Here is a 16,067-nt window from a genome sequence, read left to right as displayed (position 1 = left end):
AGGCCACCATGACGGCGTCTAACGCCGTCATGGTGGCCTTCAGGGACCTTCCGATCTGGTGGGGTCAGGCGGGCTGGCAGACGGGGCACCAGTAGAGGTTCCGGCCGCCGAGGTCCTTGTGCGCCACCGGGTTCCCGCACACCAGGCAGGGGTCGCCGGTGCGGCGGTAGACGTAGACCTCGCCGCCGTGGCGGTCCTGGCGCGGCGCGCGGCCGGTCGCCTCGGGGAGGTGCTCGGGGGCCACGGTGTCGATGCGGCCGACGCGGACGCCGTCGCGCATCAGGAACACCAGGTCCGCCCAGAGGTCGTCCCACAGCGCCCGGTCGAGCGAACGTCCCGGCAGCATCGGCGCGACACCGTGGCGGAACAGCACTTCCGCGCGGTACACGTTGCCGACACCGGCGAGCACCGTCTGGTCCATCAGCAGGGCCGCGATCGAGGACTTCGACCCGGACACCCGCTCCCAGGCCTCCTGCGGGCGGGCGTCCCGGCGCAGTGGGTCGGGGCCCAGCCGGGCCTTGATGGATTCGACCTGTCCGGGGTCCAGCAGTTCGCACCGGGTCGGCCCGCGCAGGTCGGTCCAGTGGGTCCGGCCCGCCAGCCGCATCCGGACCTGCCCGACCGGCTCCGGCGCGGGCAGCTTGGCCTCGCCGAACGTGCCGTACAGCCCGAGGTGGATGTGGACAGTCCCTTGTGGACCGTAGTCGTGGAACAGGTGCTTGCCGTACGCCTCCGCGGTCACCAGGACCTGACCGTCCACACGGGACGCCTCGGTGGCGAACCGGCCCTGCGGGCTGCTCACCTCGACCGGCGCACCGGCGTAGCGGCGCTTGTGGAGCCTGGCGAGCCGGTGCAGCGTGTGTCCCTCGGGCATCAGGTCATCACCCCCGCGGTCAGCACGGTCACCAGGAACAGGCCCGCGAGGCAGCACACGGCCACCACGACGCCGACCCGCACGGCACTCCAGGCCGAGCGAGGGGCGGCCTTGCGCCGCGCGAAAGCCCCGGCGAACACGGTGGCCACGACGATCGCGGCGACGCAGAAGAACAGCGAAGCGAGCCCACAGCCGATGAAGGTGCGGCGGTCGCAGGCGGCGAGCCACAGGGTGTTGCTCGCCTGGACGTCGAACAACACGATCGAGCCCGCCATCGCGACCACGAAGGCCGCCGCCGGCGCGAGTGCCCAGACGGGCCGGGGCCCTTCGGCCATCAGGCCTGGGGCAACGGCGGCGGGGTGCCGGTGCGCTCGTAGTCGAGCAGCTGCTGGACCCGGCGGCCGTGCCGCTCCTCGGGCGACGGCGGTGTCGCGACGAAGGCTTCGACGATCGCGGTGGCCTCCTCGGCGGTGTGCATCCGGGCACCCACGCCGATCAGCTGGGCGTGGTTGTGCTCACGGCACAGCTTCGCGGTCTCGACGCTCCACGCGAGGCCCGCGCGGGCGCCGGGCACCTTGTTCGCGGCGATCTGCTCGCCGTTGCCGGAGCCGCCGATGACGACGCCGAGGCTGCCCTCGTCGGCCACGACGCTCAGCGCCGTCGCCACGCAGAACGCGGGATAGTCGTCGGCCGCGTCGTAGACGGCCGGGCCGAGGTCGGTGACCTCGTGGCCCTGCTGCCGAAGATGGCTCACGAGATGGTTCTTCAGCTCGAAACCGGCATGGTCGGATCCCAGGTAGACACGCACAGCGGCGAGTCTGCCATCACCGCCGGTGTCGGGCATGCTGTGGGGGTGGACATCTGGGGGCAGGACGGCGCCGACGTGCGCCTCGAATGGGGCGCCGAAGGGGTGGCCGAACTCGGCCGCGGCTGTGCCGTCCTGGTGATCGTCGACGTACTTTCCTTCTCCACCACCGTGGATCTCGTGCTCGGCCGTGACGTGAAGGTGCTGCCGGTCCGCTGGCGCGATCAGCGAGGCTCCGACGCCGCGAAGGCCGCCGGAGCGACTCTGGCCGGAGAAGGCGCCTGGACGCTGCGGCCGTCTTCAGTGACGAAGATCCCAGCGGGGACGCTGCTCGCTCTCCCCTCCCCCAACGGCGCGACGCTGTGCGCCGCCGCGGCCACGACCGGTGCCCGCGTGCTCGCGGGCTGCCTGCGCAACGTCACCGCCGTCGCCGCGGCGGCGCACCGGCTCGCCGAAGGCGGCCCGATCGGGGTCATCCCGGCGGGTGAACGCTGGGGAATCGACCTCCTGAGCGACAAAGGCGAGTTCGGTCCGCTCCGTCCCGCCGTCGAGGATCAGCTCGGCGCGGGCGCCATCGCGGCCGCGCTGGCGGCACACGGCCGTTCTCTCTCGGCCGAGGCCGCACTGGCGGCGGCCGCTTTCGGCGTGACGGACCTGTCGTCCGCGCTCACGCACTGCGCGTCCGGCCGGGAACTGGCCGCCGCGGGACACGGCAACGACGTCACCCTCGCGGCCGAACACGACGTGAGCCGGATCGCCCCGGCACTGACCGGAGGAGTGCTGGCACCCGCATGACGGACGGACGCTGGATCGACATCGCCGACGGGGTGCACGCGCGCCGCTACGGCGAGCTGGACCTCACCATCGGCCTCGTGCTCGGCACGCGACGCTGCCTGGTGGTCGACAGCCGCGGCGACGCCGTGCAGGGCGCGGAACTCGCCGCCGCCGTCCGGGAACTCACCGTGCTGCCGTGGACGCTGGTCTACACCCACGCGCATTTCGACCACTGCTTCGGCACGACGCCGTTCCTGCCCTGCGACGTCTGGGCGCACGAAGGCTGCGCCGCGGAGCTGGCCGCCGACGGCGAAAACGCCCGCCACCTGCGCATCGCGAGTTACCGCGCGGAGGGCAAGCCGGACATCGCCGAATCGCTCGAAAACACCACCATCACGCCGCCGAACCGGCTGCTGAGCACCGAAACCACCCTCGATCTCGGCGGCCGGACCGTGACACTGGCCCACCCCGGCCCCGCGCACACCGGCCACGACCTCGTCGTGCACGTGCCGGACGCCGGGGTCGTGTTCGCGGGCGACACCGTGGAGCACGGCCCGCACGGCTTCACCGCCGACTCGTTCGGCACCGACACCGACCTCACCGGCTGGCCGCACGCGCTCGACGCGATCCTGGCGCTCTCGCCCCGCGTCGTCGTGCCGGGCCACGGTGACCCGGTCGACGCGGCCTACGTGGCGAAGCACCGGGACGGCCTGGTGCGGGTCGTCGAGCTCAAGGGCGCCGTCGAGGCGGGAGAACTCGCCGTCGACGACGCTCTCGACCGCTCGCCGTACCCGGCGGACGTGACGCGCGCGGCCCTCGCGGGGGCCGCGACGCCCAGCCCTACTTGAAGTTCAGCTCGCCCGTGCGGGTCCGCTTGAGCTCGAAGAAGTCGGGGTAGGCGGCCAGCGCGCGGGCGCCGTCGAAGATCTTGACGGCGTCCTCGCCGCGCGGGATGGAAGTGAGCACCGGGCCGAAGAACGCGACGCCGCCGATGTGCAGGGTCGGCGTGCCGACCTCCATGCCGACCGGGTCCATACCCTCGTGGTGGCTCTTCCTCAGCGCCTCGTCGTACTCGGTCGAGTCCGCCGCCGCGAGCAGCTCGGGCGCCCCGATCGCGTCCAGGACCTCCTTGAGCACGATGGAGCGGTCGCCCTCGCCGTCGTGGTGGAACCGGGTGCCGAACTCGGTGTAGTACTCGCGCAGCGCGTCCTCCCCCTTGGCCTGGGCGAGCGCGATCGCCACGCGGACCGGGCCCCAGGCCATCGCGAGGAACTCCTTGTACTGCTCGGGCAGCTCGTCCCGGCCCTCGTTGAGCACGGCCAGGCTCATCACGCGGAAGTGCAGATCGAGGTCACGCTGCTTCTCGACCTCGAGGATCCACCGGGAGGTGATCCAGGCGAAGGGGCACATCGGGTCGAAGTAGAAGTCGACCCTGGTGGTCTCGGATGCTGCGGTCATCGGTTCTCCCTGTCAGAACTGGACGGCACTGCCGGGCGGCGCCGATCGGCACACCGCCGCCCACGACACCGCCCACAGTGGCAGCCAACAGTGCGGCGGGCACGCTTGTTCCCCGTCGTCACCCGGCAGGCGTGCATGATTGGATGCCAGCAGCTCCTACCGATAACCGATGCCAACGACCAGAGGTGCCCGTGCCCGCCCCGAACCTGACCCGCGACCAAGCCAAGCAGCGTGCAGACCTGCTGGAAGTCGAGTCCTACGACATCGAGCTGGACCTGACCGACGGCCGCGGCGGACCCGGCGAGAAGACTTTCCCGTCGAAAACCACGATCCGGTTCTCCAGCGACAGCGCCGGCGCGTCGTCGTGGATCGACCTCATCGCCGAGTCCGTCCGCTCCGCCACGCTCAACGGCGCCGCACTGGACGTCAGCGGGTACGTCGAGGACGACGGTCTGCCCCTGCCCGGACTCGCGGCCGCCAACGAGCTGGTCGTCGAGGCGGACTGCCGCTACATGAACACCGGCGAGGGCCTGCACCGGTTCGTCGACCCGGTCGACGACGGCGTCTACCTGTACACGCAGTTCGAGACGGCCGACGCCAAGCGCGTGTTCGCCTGCTTCGACCAGCCCGACCTCAAGTCGGTGTACCGGCTGACCGTCGTCGCGCCGAAGGACTGGAAGATCGTCTCGAACGCGCTCGCCGACTCCGCGGAAGAGACTCCGGAAGGCGCCGTGCGGACGGTGTTCAAGGAGTCCGAGCGGATCTCCACCTATCTGGTGGCCCTGATCACCGGGCCGTTCGCCGAGTGGCGCGACGAGTTCAGTGACGCGCACCGCACCATCCCGCTGGGCATCTACTGCCGCGCCTCCCTGGCCGCGCACATGGACGCGGACAAGCTCTTCGCCGAGACCAAGCAGGGTTTCGGCTTCTACCACCAGAGTTTCGCCACCCCGTACCCGTTCTCCAAGTACGACCAGCTGTTCGTGCCGGAGTTCAACGCGGGCGCGATGGAGAACGCCGGCGCCGTCACGTTCCTGGAGGACTACGTCTTCCGCAGCCGCGTCACCCGCTACTCCTACGAGCGCCGCGCCGAGACGCTGCTGCACGAGATGGCGCACATGTGGTTCGGCGACCTGGTCACCATGCGCTGGTGGGACGACCTGTGGCTGAACGAGTCGTTCGCGACCTTCGCCAGCGTGCTCGCGCAGGCCGAGGCGACCGAGTACAAGAACGCGTGGACCAGCTTCGCCAACATCGAGAAGGCCTGGGCGTACCGCCAGGACCAGCTGCCCTCGACGCACCCGATCGCCGCGGACATCGTCGACCTGCACGCGGTCGAGGTGAACTTCGACGGCATCACCTACGCCAAGGGCGCGAGCGTGCTCAAGCAACTCGTCGCCTACGTCGGCCTCGAGCACTTCCTCGACGGGCTCAAGGTCTACTTCGGCAAGCACGCGTGGGGTAACGCGACGCTGTCGGACCTGCTGGGCGCGCTGGAAGAGGCGTCCGGGCGCGACCTGTCGTGGTGGAGCGCGCAGTGGCTCGAGACCACCGGGCTGAACTCGCTCAGCCCGCGCTACGAGGTCGGCGCCGACGGCACCTTCACCTCGTTCGCGGTGGCGCAGAGCGGGGCCAAGCCGGGTGCCGGCGAGCTCCGGACCCACCGCGTGGCGGTCGGGGTCTACGACGAGGACGCCGACGGCAAGATCGTGCGCACCCATCGCGTCGAGCTCGACGTCGACGGCGAGCGCACCGCGGTGCCCGCGCTGGTCGGCGTGCCCGCGGGCAAGCTGGTCCTGGTCAACGACGACGACCTGACCTACTGCACGATGCGGCTCGATCCGCTTTCGCTGACCACGCTGATCGACCGGATCGCCGACTTCACCGACCCGCTGCCGCGCACGCTGTGCTGGTCCGCGGCCTGGGAGATGACGCGTGAGGCCGAGCTGAAGGCACGCGACTTCGTCACCCTGGTCTCCCGCGGCATCCACGGCGAGAGCGAGGTCGGCGTGGTGGGCCGCCTGCTGTTGCAGGCGCAGACCGCCCTCAACTCCTACGCCGAGCCGAAGTGGGCGGCCGAGCAGGGCTGGCCCGCGTTCGCCGACCGGGTGCTGGAGCTGGCGCTGGCCGCCGAGCCGGAGTCCGACCACCAGCTGACGTTCGTCAACGCGCTGGCGGGCTGCGTCCTCGACGAGACGACCCTGTCCACGATCGCCGGCTGGCTGGACGGCTCGGCGCCACTGGCGGGCCTCACGGTCGACACGGACCTGCGCTGGCGGCTGCTGCAGGCGCTGGTTTCGCACGGCAAGACCGGCGAGGACGCGATCGACGCCGAGCTGAGCGGCGACGACACGGCGGCCGGGCGGCGGCAGGCGGAGCGGTCACGCGCGCTGCAGCCGACGGCCGAGGCCAAGGCGGCCGCGTGGCAGCGCTCGGTCTACGACGACGAGCTGCCCAACGCGGTCAGCGACTCGCTCATCTCGGGCTTCTCGCACCCCGGCCAGAAGAACCTCCTCGGCGGCTACGTCGCGAAGTACTTCGAGGTCATCGACGAGGTCTGGAAGCGCCGCTCCAGCGAGCGCGCCCAGCCGACCGTGGTCGGCCTCTTCCCGTCCTGGGCCGTCGAGCCCGGCACAGTCACGGTGGCCGACGAGTGGCTGGCCGCCGACAGCGGCCCGGCCGCGCTGCGGCGGCTCGTGTCCGAGGGCCGCGCCGGGATCGTCCGGGCGCTCGCGGCGCGGGAGTTCGACGCGCAGGTGTAGGGGTCCGAAGTGTCATGAAAGGGTCTTTCAGGGCAATTTTTGCCCTGAAAGACCCTTTCATGACACGCGCGAGAGTCTTGATGCTTCAACGCAAAAGTGACGCGGGACGGGACCGGGCCGGTCAGTACTTCGGGGCCGGGCCCGCCTGGTCGCTGAGCATGCGCAGGGCGTTGACCAGGCCGCCGACCAGGTCGCCCTCCTTGAAGGAGGCGACCATGCTGGCCACGGTCAGCTTGGCGCCGCGGTCGGGCAGCCGTTCGAAGGCCCGGGTGCCGGTGACGATCTCGAGGACGCGCTCCGCGGGCGAGACGGCGATCAGCACCGAGTCGGCGGGGTTGTCGGTCGAGGCGTGCAGCTTCTCCGCGCCGGCGCGGCTGTCGTCGCCGAGCTCACCGAGGTAGAGGCTGAAGTCGAGGCCGGACTCACGGCTCGCGAAGGTCAGCGCCTCGTCGAGACGGGCCAACTGCTGGATCGTGAATGGGCCGATCGGCGCAGCCGGTTCGTACATCTTGGCGGCGGAGATCCGTCCACTGGCCGTCACGACCGCCCCGTAGCCGGGGTCGCCGTCCGCGGTGGTGGACAGGCTGGTCAGTTCACCACTGGGCACGAGCGCCTCCCGCGGCGGTCGGGGCGGCATCGGAGGCCGCCACAGTGTCCACACCCGCGTGCGGGTGCCCGGCGCTCAGCCCTTCGGGGTTGGCGCTCCACCAGATGGCCGGGTACTCCCACGGCTGACCCGGCCGGTACCGGGAGATACCGGCCGACTTCTTCCGCAGCGTGGCCAAGCCGACCGCGCCGTAGATGGCCAGGGGGATCACCGCGAAGACCACGATCGTCTCGACAAGGTTCACGCCGCTGAGCGTATCTGATGGCCCGCCGTCACACCCGCCCGCGCCGCCGATCGGGCCCGGCCGGTCGGGCCGACCGTTCGCCGTCGCAGACAGGCCGTCCGCCGCTTGCCGAAGCGCGACTCGCACGTTAAGGCGAAGGACAGCGGGCCGAAAGGTTGCAACTCAACGTACAGGCGGCCGCACCCGGCGCTGTCATCTTGTCGAGTCCTTGAAATCCTCGTAGCTTTTTCACCTGTACGGGCCTTGCGCCCCGCCTCCCATCCCCAGCAGGTAACGCACCGGTCCCAGGAGGACAAGTCATGCAGACCACTCAGCCCCCCGCACGAGCGAACCTCGACCACATCTCGTCACTCACCGGCGTCGTTTTGACGCCCGGTACGAGGGTGACAGCGGGCACAAGGGTTACTCGCGGTACACGCGTCACTCGCGGTACACGGGTCACCGCAGGCACCCGCGTCACCTGCGGCACGCGGGTCACCCGCGGCACCAGGGTCACCCGCGGAACGCGCGTCACGGCGGGCACGAGGGTCACCATGGGCACGAGGGTCACCATGGGCACCAGGGTCACGGCGGGCACCCGCGTCACGCGCGGCACCAGGGTCACCCGGGGCACCAGGGTCACCCGGGGCACCAGGGTCACCCGGGGCACCAGGGTCACGGCCGGGACGAGGGTCACGCGCGGCACGCGGGTCACCAGGGGAACGCGCGTCACCGCCGGGACGAGGGTCACCTGCGGCACCCGGGTCACGCGGGGCACCAGGGTCACGCGGGGCACCCGCGTCACCGCGGGCACGCGGGTCACCTTCCAGAGCGACTTCGCCCTCGCCGCCTGAGCGGTTCGGCAGGCCGACGGCCTGAGGACAGCGGGAAACACGGTTCATCGGCTCCCCCCGGCCGCCAATCAGGCAGCCGGGGCGCCGACGTCTCAAGACCCGGTCAGGCCGCGGAACCGAGATAAGGCCGCCACAGCGGGTCGGCCTCCTTGGAATGCGCGAGCAGCCGCCAGTGCGGCCCGTGCGGCGCCCTCGGCACCACGCGCAGCCGCCAGCCGATCTCCGAGAGGAGCCGGTCGGCCTTGCGGTGGTTGCACTTCGCGCAGCACGCGACGCAGTTCTGCCAGGTGTGCGGGCCGCCGCGGCTGCGGGGCAGCACGTGGTCGATGGTCTCGGCCCGCCCCCCGCAGTAGGCGCAGCGGTACCGGTCGCGGTGCATCAGCCCGGCCCTGGTGAGCGGCACCTGTGCCCGGTACGGAACCCGGACGTAGGTACTCAGCCTGATCACCGAGGGGACCGGGAGCGAGACGGACGCGGCATGCAGCTGCTGCCCCGCCGGATCGCCGTGCACGACTTCGGCCTTCCCGCACATGACGAGCACCACAGCACGCCGCAGGGGCAGCGCCGTGAGCGGCTCGAATGTGGCGTTGAGCAGCAATACCCGCCGCCGGCCCCACGAGGGTGCCGCGGCGGTCCCGGACTCGCGACCTCTACGCTGTCCGGGCGGACGGGATACACCCCCTGGCCGCGCTCCGGGCCCTCCCGCCGGGACCCCGCTGGGCGGGGATCCTCCCGGGTAGGCACAGAGAACGACCTCCGGCGCCTGTCCGGCCAAGGCTTGGCTCGGGGCGCCGAGGGGGATGGGTTGTCGGTCTGGCACTCGACCACCTCCACCGGTGCAGGCATAGTCGACCACAGATCAGGCCCAAAGTGCACGTGTGTTACATGACGTGTCACATGCCCGCGACCCAACATCCACTTGAAGTTGGGTGAACCGAGCCGACGGAAGGACAGTCTCTCCACGTGAACCTGCTGCCCACCGAGCCGCCGACCTGCATCAGGGACGCCAGCACCCTGTGTTATCAGGTGTACGACATGACGCACAACAACTGGCTCGCCGGATCGGCGGGCTGGCTGGTCACCAAGCCCCTGCGGATCATCCTGATCCTGGTGATCGCCTTCTTCGTGCGCTACCTGACCCGGCGCCTGATCAACCGCGTCACCACGATCCCCCGGGGTGGCAAGCTCCCGACCCTGCTGCGCCCCCTGCGCGAGCGCGCGCCCGAGATGCTCGGCCAGGCGGTGATCGAACGCCGCCGTCAGCGCGCGACGACCATCGGCTCGGTCCTGAGGTCGATGTCCACGTTCCTCATCTACGGGCTGGCGTTCATCCTGGTGCTGGGCGAGCTGGGCATCAACCTCGCGCCGATCATCGCCTCGGCGGGCATCGTGGGGGTCGCGCTCGGTTTCGGCGCGCAGAACCTCGTGCGTGACTTCCTTTCCGGCATCTTCATGATGATCGAGGACCAGTACGGCGTCGGCGACGTCGTCGACTTCGGCGAGGCCACCGGCACGGTCGAAGCGGTCGGCCTGCGCATCACGACCTTGCGTGACATCAAAGGCACGGTCTGGTACATGCGCAACGGCGAGGTGCTGCGCGTCGGCAACTCCAGCCAGGGCTTCGCGGTCGCCGTGGTCGACGTCCCGCTCAGCTACTCCGCCGACGTCGAGCGCGCGAGCAAGTTGATGACCGAAGCCGCCACCCAGGGGGTGAAGGGCGACGCGCTGTCCGGCAGCGTCCTCGGCCCGCCGGACATGCTGGGCGTCGAAAGCGTGACGCCGGAAGGCATCCAGCTGCGGATGACGGTCAAGGTGCGGCCCGGCAAGCAGTGGGCCGTCCAGCGGGCGCTGCGCGCGCTGCTGCTCGCGACCCTGGAGGAAGAGGGCTTCGATCCACCGCTGGGGCGTTTCATGTCGGCACCGAACGCCGAGAAGTAGCGGACACGGGGCAAGATGGAGAGGTGTCAGCAGTGAGCGGTCCAGCAGGCGAACCGGCGACCTTCTACGAGGCCGTCGGCGGTGAACCCACGTTCCGCCGGATCGTCGGGCGGTTCTACGCCGAGGTCGCCACCGACGAGGTGCTGCGGCCGCTGTACCCGGAGGAGGACCTCGGCCCGGCCGAGGAGCGGTTCCGGCTGTTCCTCATCCAGTACTGGGGCGGCCCGCACACCTACTCCGACAACCGCGGGCACCCGCGGCTGCGGATGCGGCACAACCCGTTCAAGATCGGCCCGATCGAACGCGACGCCTGGCTGCGCGCGATGCGGGTGGCGGTCGACGAGGAAGGCCTCGATGAGCAGTACCGCGAGCAGCTGTGGGCGTACCTGGAGATGGCGGCGCACAGCATGATGAACAGCTTCGTGTGATGAGACGGGCGCCCGGTGGCCGCGCCGGGCGACCGCCGCGGCCCGCGGGGGCGGCGCGGTCGGCGTGGTGGCGTGACGCGGTGTTCTACCAGATCTACGTACGCTCGTTCGCCGATTCGGACGGCGACGGCGTCGGCGATCTGGAGGGCATCCGGGGCAAGCTCGGCTACCTGGAGCTGCTGGGCGTCGACGCGCTGTGGCTGACGCCGTTCTATCCCTCGCCGATGGCCGACCACGGATACGACGTGGCCGACCCGCGAGGCGTGGACCCGATGTTTGGCACACTCGGGGACTTCGACGTGCTGCTCACCGAGGCGCACAAACGCGGGATCAAGGTCACCATCGACCTGGTGCCCAACCACACCAGCAACCTGCACCCGTGGTTCAAGTCGGCGATGGCGGCGAGCCCCGGCAGCCCCGAGCGCGAGCGCTACATCTTCCGCGACGGGCTGGGCACCCGCGGCGAGACGCCGCCGAACAACTGGGTCAGCGCGTTCGGCGGGCCCGCCTGGACCCGGGTGCCCGACGGGCAGTGGTACCTGCACCTGTTCGCGCCGCAGCAGCCGGACCTGAACTGGACCAACCACGAGATCCACGCCGACCTCGAGAAGACGCTGCGGTTCTGGCTCGACCACGGCGTCGACGGCTTCCGCATCGACGTCGCGCACGGCATGGCCAAGCCGCCGGGCCTGCCGGACATGGATCCGCGCGTGACCGCGCAGGGCAGCGGCGAGTTCTACGACCCGCGGTTCGACAACGACCGCGTGCACGAGATCCACCAGATGATCCGCAAGGTGCTCGACGAGTACCCCGAGGCGATGGCCGTCGGCGAGATCTGGGTCAGCGACGAGGAGCGCCTCGCCCGGTACCTGCGGCCGGACGAGCTGCACCTGGCCTTCAACTTCCGCTTGGTCATGACGCATTTCGACGCCGACGCGCTACGGCTGGCGATCGACCGCTCGCTGACCGTCCCGGCGGCGACCGGCGCCCCGGCGACCTGGACGTTGAGCAACCACGACGTCCACCGGCAGGTCAGCCGCTACGGCGGCGGCGCACCGGGCGTCCGCCGGGCGCGGGCGATGGCGCTGGTCGAGCTGGCGCTGCCGGGCACGGTCTACCTCTACAACGGCGAGGAACTCGGGCTGGGCGACGTCGACCTGCCGCCCGAAGCGCTCGCCGATCCCCGGGTGAAGACGGCGGGCGCGGCCTTCGGGCGGGACGCGGCGCGGGTGCCGATCCCGTGGGAGGGGACACTGCCGCCGTTCGGCTTCTCGCGCACCCCGCACACCTGGCTGCCGATGCCCGGCGACTGGGCGGAGCTCACCGTGGAGGCCCAGCTGGAGGACGAGGAGTCCACGCTGTCGCTCTACCGGCGGGCGCTGGACCTCCGCAAGCAGCACAGTGCCTTCCGCGGCGAGGAAATCGAGTGGTACGGCGCGCCCGCCGGCTGTTTCGCCTTCCGCCGCACCGGGGGCGGGCTGGTCTGCGCGCTGAACACCTCGGCGAGCCCGATCACGCTGCCGCCGGGCGAGATCCTGCTCTCGAGCGTCCCGCTGACCGGCCGGAAGCTGCCGCCGGACGCCGCCGCCTGGCTGGTGTGAACTCTTTCCCGACAGTTAACAGTTAACCATTCCGAACCATTCCACATAGCGACGTCTGCCTTTTACGCTCATTTCCCCGCGCCATTCAGGCTCAAGGAGAAAACGTATGCGTCAAGGCACCAGAATTTTCCTTCTCGCGGGAGCCGCGGCTCTCCTGCCCGTCCTCTCACTGACTCAGGGCTCGTCGGCGGCCCAGCCGACGCAGCCGGGACAACCACCCGCGGCGGTCGACGGCATTGCCCGTGACCTGCACCTGAGCACCGATCAGGCCCGCACCCGGCTCCAGCAGCAGGATCAGGCACAGCAGATCGCCGCGGCTCTTCCCACCGCACTGACCTCGCAACTGGCCGGAAAATGGTTCGACGAAAAAACCGGGAAACTGTCAGTCGCGGTCACCAGCGAAACGGCCGCGAACGCCGCCCGCGCGGCCGGCGCGCGGCCGGTATTGGTCGCACGTGACCGCGCCGAACTCGCCCGGTTGAACGCGGCGGTCACGAAACTCGTCGGCGGGCACGTGGCGGGGGTGACCGGCTGGGGCGTCGACGCGGAGTCCAACACCGTGACGGTCCGGGTGAACCGGGCCGTGGCACCGCGGTCCTCCCTGTCCGCGCTCGCCGCGCTGGGTGACGGCGTGCGGATCCGCGACGTGACCTCCGCGCCGGTCCAGCAGTCGGGCGCGCTGCATCCGGGCGATCCCTGGTGGCCGGGCGGCGAGTCCAACTGCTCGACCGGCTTCCCCGCGACGGATTCGAGCGGTGCCAAGGTGTTCGTCACCGCCGGGCACTGCACGAACGACGCGAACCAGGCCGCGTACGGCGCCAGCGGCCAGCAGAACAAGCTGGGCACGTCCAACGTCGGCGGCACGCACAGCGTGAACGCCCACGAGGGTGACATGGGCATGGTCTCGGTCACCGAGGCCGGCTGGACCACCTCCCCCGCGGTGAACACCTGGGGCGGCGCCGCCGTCACCGTCACCGGCTCGACCGAGCCGCTGGTCGGCCAGGCCGTGTGCCACTCCGGCAACACCTCCCACTGGCAGTGCGGCAAGGTGACCGCGGTCGAGCAGACCATCGACTACGGCAACAACACGATCGTCGACGGGCTGGCCACGACCACGGCCTGCTCGCTCGGCGGGGACTCCGGCGGCGCGTGGCTGGCCGGGGACAAGGCGCTCGGCCTGCACTCGGGCGGCGCATCCTCGTGCAGCCCCGGCGGGGCGGACGACCAGTCGATCTTCCAGCCGGTCAACGAAGCGCTGCGCAAGTGGTCGCTGACCCTGCTCACCGGCGGTGGCGGGGGCGACGACACCGCCGCGCCGAGCGTCCCGGCGAACCTCCGCTCCACCGGTGCCACCTCGGCCAGTGTCTCGCTGGCCTGGGACGCCTCGACCGACAACGTCGGCGTGACCGGCTACGACGTCTACCAGGGCGCCGCACTGGCGACCTCGGTGAGCACGACCTCCGCCACGGTCAGCGGGCTCACCGCGGACACCGCGTACTCGTTCACGGTCAAGGCCCGCGACGCGGCCGGGAACGCCTCGGCGGCCAGCGCGGCCGTCAGCGCGCGCACCAGCCCGGGTGACACCGGCGGACGCGTGTTCACCAGCACCACGAGCTTCCCGATCCGGGACTTCCAGGTGACCACGAGCGCACTCAAGTCGACCGCGACCGGCACCGCGGTCAGCCCGGTCTCGGTGCAGGTGAACGCGACGCACACCTGCACCGAGGACCTCAACATCACCCTGGTCTCGCCTTCGGGCCGGGCGTACCCGCTGCAGCGCTACGGCGGCACGACCTGCCACCCGTTCCAGTCCGGCAAGACGTTCTCCGTGACGGCGAACGAGCAGGCGGCGGGCACCTGGACGCTGCGGATCGGCGACAACGGGCCGGGCGACACCGGCACGTTGAGCGGCTGGTCGATCACCCTTTGACCCTCGTGGGGGCGCCGGGCCGACGTCCGGCGCCCCCACCTTGCCCGGAGCACCTCATGACCGTCATGATTCCCTGCGCCACCGTGTCCGGCTTCGCCGTGCCGACCAGCTGGGCGGGCGAAGTTGCCCACCACCTCTCGATGCACGGCCTGCTCGGGCCCGTCCTGGTCCTCACCCGGCTGCCCGGCCGCTGGCTGTTCCTCACCGAGCTCGGCGACCTCGAGCCGGATCGCGTGCTCGCGCCGCCCGGCGTGCGCTACCTGGCCGCGCAGCCGATACCGACGACTCCGCGGTGGATCGTGCCGCCCGCCGCGGGCAGGCAAGGCCCGCCGAGCGTGACCTCACTCCGGTGGGCGATCCGGGCGGCGCTGCCCTAGGGCGTGTCTGGTAATTCTGTTCGATGGGCTTCGTGATTCAGGTGGTTCCTGGCGGTGCGGGGCGCCGACCCTCGTACCGGGTCGCGCCCCGTGCCGCCAGGGGCCGCCTGGGCGCGAAGACCGCGAACTTGACTTGCCAGACACGCGCTAGTCCCACTCCCAGCGGAAGCCGTAGTAACCGGGCCCGAAGCTCAACGCGACGCCGTGCACCTCGTGTCCGCCGTCCAGCGAGACGTCCTCGGCCTGCTCGGTGCCGTCGTCCCCACGCACGAACCTGGTGACCCTGGCCGGTATCCGGCCCGGGTCGAAACCGATCTCCAGCACGTACTCACGGACGGGCAGCCGGAACTTGCGCTCGTAGTTGCCGTCGCGCGGCGCCGGTCCTTCGTTGACCAGCTCGTGCTCGGTGATCACCGTTTCCCCGCGCCGCAACGGCCGGGCGAAGAGCAGCTCGGCGACGACCAGGCCGTCCTCGGGCCGGGCCACCACGCGCCCGACCCGGCAGTTGCGCAGCGCGCGCACCACGGGCACCGGCCGGTCGTGCTCGTCGAGGTGCAGGATGACCACCCAGCGGTCGGGACCGTCCGCCTCGGCCCGCAACACCTGCCGGGAGACGTACGACCGCTCTCCCCCGTCGGGCCCGACCGTCACCCGGTCGTGCTGGCTGAGCCGGGTGAGCCGCTCGTCCCACCGGGTGTCGACCTCGGCCGTCATCGCGGCGATCTGCTCGGCCCGCGGCCAGAACGCGCACAGGTCCACCTTGTCCGCGCTCTCGTTCACCCAGCGCCCGCGCCGCCGCGGCGGAGGCAGCAGGCCGGACAACGCGCCACTGGGCAGCTCGAGCACATACTCCAGCCGGGCGACCGCTTTCAGTGAGGAGTGGCGCTCCGGGCGGCTGCGGCCGCTCTGCCAGTAGCTCAACGTGGCGAGACTGACCGAGATCCCATCGTGGGCGAGCCGTTCCCGGATGCGGCCCAAGCCGAGCCCGCGCGCCTCGATGGCGCCGCGTAGCGCGTCCGCGAAAGCAGCACCACCGACCATGTCAGCACGGTAGGCGGGTCGACTTCGCGCGCCTAGCCCCGATGGTCGGGAGCTTGCCCGCGACCGGGCTAGCCGCCACCACCACTGTCGTCACCACCACTGTCGCCACCGCCGTCGCCGAAGGAGCTGCTGGCGATCCAGCCGACCACCGCGGCGGCCTGGACGTACGGGGCCACCTGCCCGGCGACCCGGCCCGCGGTCTTCGTCCGCCGCCACTTCTCGGGACGGCCCGCGACCTCGGTGTACTCGGCGTGCCCTGGTTCCGCCTCCGGCGGCCGCTCGGTACGCCAGGGCGTCTCCTCCGGCCGGACCTCGGCGAGGAACTCCGCGGTCGGATCGACACCGTCCTGCTCGCGCTCGGTCATGCCCCCACCATGACACCGCCGACCTCGCGA

General features: G+C 71.1%; 18 protein-coding genes. 9 read left to right on the top strand and 9 right to left on the bottom strand.

Annotated features, from left to right (window positions below):
* Positions 1 to 64 precede the first annotated feature (64 nt).
* From QMK34_RS24595 to QMK34_RS24585, 3 genes are read right to left on the bottom strand one after another with little or no spacing between them, the layout of a single operon-like run.
* Positions 65 to 874 carry an Fpg/Nei family DNA glycosylase gene (locus tag QMK34_RS24595; RefSeq protein ID WP_326416677.1) on the bottom strand — a complete coding sequence of 270 codons (810 nt, stop codon included), beginning with the start codon at positions 872 to 874 and terminating at the stop codon, positions 65 to 67.
* Entirely contained in the window at positions 874 to 1,209 is a 336-nt protein-coding gene (locus QMK34_RS24590; protein ID WP_326416675.1) for a hypothetical protein, read from the bottom strand. Before QMK34_RS24590 ends, QMK34_RS24595 begins: the two co-directional genes overlap by 1 nt.
* On the bottom strand, positions 1,209 to 1,682 hold the full coding sequence (locus QMK34_RS24585) for a ribose-5-phosphate isomerase (RefSeq protein ID WP_326416674.1): 474 nt from the start codon (positions 1,680 to 1,682) through the stop codon (positions 1,209 to 1,211). The genes QMK34_RS24590 and QMK34_RS24585 overlap by 1 nt, the downstream gene beginning before the upstream one ends.
* A 45-nt stretch (positions 1,683 to 1,727) precedes the next feature.
* Here QMK34_RS24585 and QMK34_RS24580 point away from each other — a divergent pair, with 45 nt between their 5' ends.
* Both QMK34_RS24580 and QMK34_RS24575 read left to right on the top strand, forming a co-directional pair.
* Entirely contained in the window at positions 1,728 to 2,474 is a 747-nt protein-coding gene (locus QMK34_RS24580) for a 2-phosphosulfolactate phosphatase (RefSeq protein ID WP_326416673.1), read from the top strand.
* Positions 2,471 to 3,301: an MBL fold metallo-hydrolase gene (locus QMK34_RS24575; RefSeq protein ID WP_326416672.1), complete on the top strand. Its 831-nt coding sequence runs from the start codon at positions 2,471 to 2,473 to the stop codon at positions 3,299 to 3,301. Before QMK34_RS24580 ends, QMK34_RS24575 begins: the two co-directional genes overlap by 4 nt.
* Here the strand turns inward: QMK34_RS24575 and QMK34_RS24570 are convergent.
* Positions 3,294 to 3,911 carry a mycothiol-dependent nitroreductase Rv2466c family protein gene (locus tag QMK34_RS24570; protein ID WP_326416671.1) on the bottom strand — a complete coding sequence of 206 codons (618 nt, stop codon included), beginning with the start codon at positions 3,909 to 3,911 and terminating at the stop codon, positions 3,294 to 3,296. The genes QMK34_RS24575 and QMK34_RS24570 overlap by 8 nt on opposite strands.
* 191 nt (positions 3,912 to 4,102) lie before the next feature.
* On the opposite strand from QMK34_RS24570, the gene pepN reads away from it, so the two are divergent.
* On the top strand, positions 4,103 to 6,673 hold the full coding sequence (gene pepN, locus QMK34_RS24565) for an aminopeptidase N (protein WP_326416670.1): 2,571 nt from the start codon (positions 4,103 to 4,105) through the stop codon (positions 6,671 to 6,673).
* A gap of 121 nt (positions 6,674 to 6,794) precedes the next feature.
* Here the strand turns inward: pepN and QMK34_RS24560 are convergent, their stop codons facing one another.
* Positions 6,795 to 7,280, bottom strand: coding sequence for a DUF5130 family protein (locus QMK34_RS24560; RefSeq protein ID WP_326416669.1), 486 nt, complete (start codon positions 7,278 to 7,280; stop codon positions 6,795 to 6,797).
* Complete coding sequence (ctaJ, locus tag QMK34_RS24555) at positions 7,267 to 7,524, bottom strand: aa3-type cytochrome oxidase subunit CtaJ (RefSeq protein WP_326416668.1); 258 nt, start codon at positions 7,522 to 7,524, stop codon at positions 7,267 to 7,269. The genes QMK34_RS24560 and ctaJ overlap by 14 nt, the downstream gene beginning before the upstream one ends.
* Positions 7,525 to 7,823: 299 nt before the next feature.
* On the opposite strand from ctaJ, the gene QMK34_RS24550 reads away from it, so the two are divergent.
* Positions 7,824 to 8,357 (top strand): hypothetical protein, encoded by a 534-nt coding sequence (locus QMK34_RS24550; protein WP_326416667.1) that lies wholly within the window; start codon positions 7,824 to 7,826, stop codon positions 8,355 to 8,357.
* Positions 8,358 to 8,460: 103 nt separating this feature from the next.
* On the opposite strand, the gene QMK34_RS24545 is transcribed toward QMK34_RS24550, so the two are convergent.
* Complete coding sequence (locus QMK34_RS24545) at positions 8,461 to 8,955, bottom strand: HNH endonuclease (protein WP_326416666.1); 495 nt, start codon at positions 8,953 to 8,955, stop codon at positions 8,461 to 8,463.
* A 365-nt stretch (positions 8,956 to 9,320) separates the two neighbouring features.
* On the opposite strand from QMK34_RS24545, the gene QMK34_RS24540 reads away from it, so the two are divergent.
* The 5 genes from QMK34_RS24540 (at position 9,321) to QMK34_RS24520 (ending at position 14,631) form a co-directional block, all read left to right on the top strand.
* The gene (locus QMK34_RS24540) at positions 9,321 to 10,295 is read left to right on the top strand and encodes a mechanosensitive ion channel family protein (protein ID WP_326416665.1); all 975 of its coding nucleotides are present in this window, start codon (positions 9,321 to 9,323) and stop codon (positions 10,293 to 10,295) included.
* 32 nt (positions 10,296 to 10,327) lie between these two features.
* On the top strand, positions 10,328 to 10,723 hold the full coding sequence (locus tag QMK34_RS24535) for a globin (protein WP_326416664.1): 396 nt from the start codon (positions 10,328 to 10,330) through the stop codon (positions 10,721 to 10,723).
* Positions 10,723 to 12,324 (top strand): glycoside hydrolase family 13 protein, encoded by a 1,602-nt coding sequence (locus QMK34_RS24530; RefSeq protein ID WP_326416663.1) that lies wholly within the window; start codon positions 10,723 to 10,725, stop codon positions 12,322 to 12,324. The genes QMK34_RS24535 and QMK34_RS24530 overlap by 1 nt, the downstream gene beginning before the upstream one ends.
* 106 nt (positions 12,325 to 12,430) lie before the next feature.
* Positions 12,431 to 14,254 carry a proprotein convertase P-domain-containing protein gene (locus tag QMK34_RS24525; RefSeq protein WP_326416662.1) on the top strand — a complete coding sequence of 608 codons (1,824 nt, stop codon included), beginning with the start codon at positions 12,431 to 12,433 and terminating at the stop codon, positions 14,252 to 14,254.
* 56 nt (positions 14,255 to 14,310) lie between these two features.
* Positions 14,311 to 14,631: a hypothetical protein gene (locus QMK34_RS24520; RefSeq protein ID WP_326416661.1), complete on the top strand. Its 321-nt coding sequence runs from the start codon at positions 14,311 to 14,313 to the stop codon at positions 14,629 to 14,631.
* Positions 14,632 to 14,778: 147 nt separating this feature from the next.
* Here the strand turns inward: QMK34_RS24520 and QMK34_RS24515 are convergent, their stop codons facing one another.
* Both QMK34_RS24515 and QMK34_RS24510 read right to left on the bottom strand, forming a co-directional pair.
* Positions 14,779 to 15,672 carry an XRE family transcriptional regulator gene (locus tag QMK34_RS24515; protein WP_326416660.1) on the bottom strand — a complete coding sequence of 298 codons (894 nt, stop codon included), beginning with the start codon at positions 15,670 to 15,672 and terminating at the stop codon, positions 14,779 to 14,781.
* A 68-nt stretch (positions 15,673 to 15,740) separates the two neighbouring features.
* The gene (locus QMK34_RS24510; RefSeq protein ID WP_326416659.1) at positions 15,741 to 16,037 is read right to left on the bottom strand and encodes a hypothetical protein; all 297 of its coding nucleotides are present in this window, start codon (positions 16,035 to 16,037) and stop codon (positions 15,741 to 15,743) included.
* Positions 16,038 to 16,067 lie beyond the last annotated feature (30 nt).

This window comes from Amycolatopsis sp. H20-H5 (assembly GCF_035828755.1).
Classification (GTDB): Bacteria; Actinomycetota; Actinomycetes; order Mycobacteriales; family Pseudonocardiaceae; genus Amycolatopsis.
The sequence above is the reverse complement of the archived record's forward strand: the minus strand, read 5'-3'. Positions and strand labels throughout refer to the sequence as shown.

Excerpts from the sequence above, each read along its gene's own strand:
- QMK34_RS24515 (WP_326416660.1), bottom strand. The coding sequence starts at position 15,672 with ATGGTCGGTGGTGCTGCTTTCGCGGACGCGCTACGCGGCGCCATCGAG.
- QMK34_RS24530 (WP_326416663.1), top strand. The coding sequence starts at position 10,723 with ATGAGACGGGCGCCCGGTGGCCGCGCCGGGCGACCGCCGCGGCCCGCG.
- QMK34_RS24570 (WP_326416671.1), bottom strand. The coding sequence starts at position 3,911 with ATGACCGCAGCATCCGAGACCACCAGGGTCGACTTCTACTTCGACCCG.
- QMK34_RS24590 (WP_326416675.1), bottom strand. The coding sequence starts at position 1,209 with ATGGCCGAAGGGCCCCGGCCCGTCTGGGCACTCGCGCCGGCGGCGGCC.
- QMK34_RS24520 (WP_326416661.1), top strand. The coding sequence starts at position 14,311 with ATGACCGTCATGATTCCCTGCGCCACCGTGTCCGGCTTCGCCGTGCCG.
- QMK34_RS24595 (WP_326416677.1), bottom strand. The coding sequence starts at position 874 with ATGCCCGAGGGACACACGCTGCACCGGCTCGCCAGGCTCCACAAGCGC.
- QMK34_RS24550 (WP_326416667.1), top strand. The coding sequence starts at position 7,824 with ATGCAGACCACTCAGCCCCCCGCACGAGCGAACCTCGACCACATCTCG.
- QMK34_RS24525 (WP_326416662.1), top strand. The coding sequence starts at position 12,431 with ATGCGTCAAGGCACCAGAATTTTCCTTCTCGCGGGAGCCGCGGCTCTC.
- QMK34_RS24575 (WP_326416672.1), top strand. The coding sequence starts at position 2,471 with ATGACGGACGGACGCTGGATCGACATCGCCGACGGGGTGCACGCGCGC.
- QMK34_RS24510 (WP_326416659.1), bottom strand. The coding sequence starts at position 16,037 with ATGACCGAGCGCGAGCAGGACGGTGTCGATCCGACCGCGGAGTTCCTC.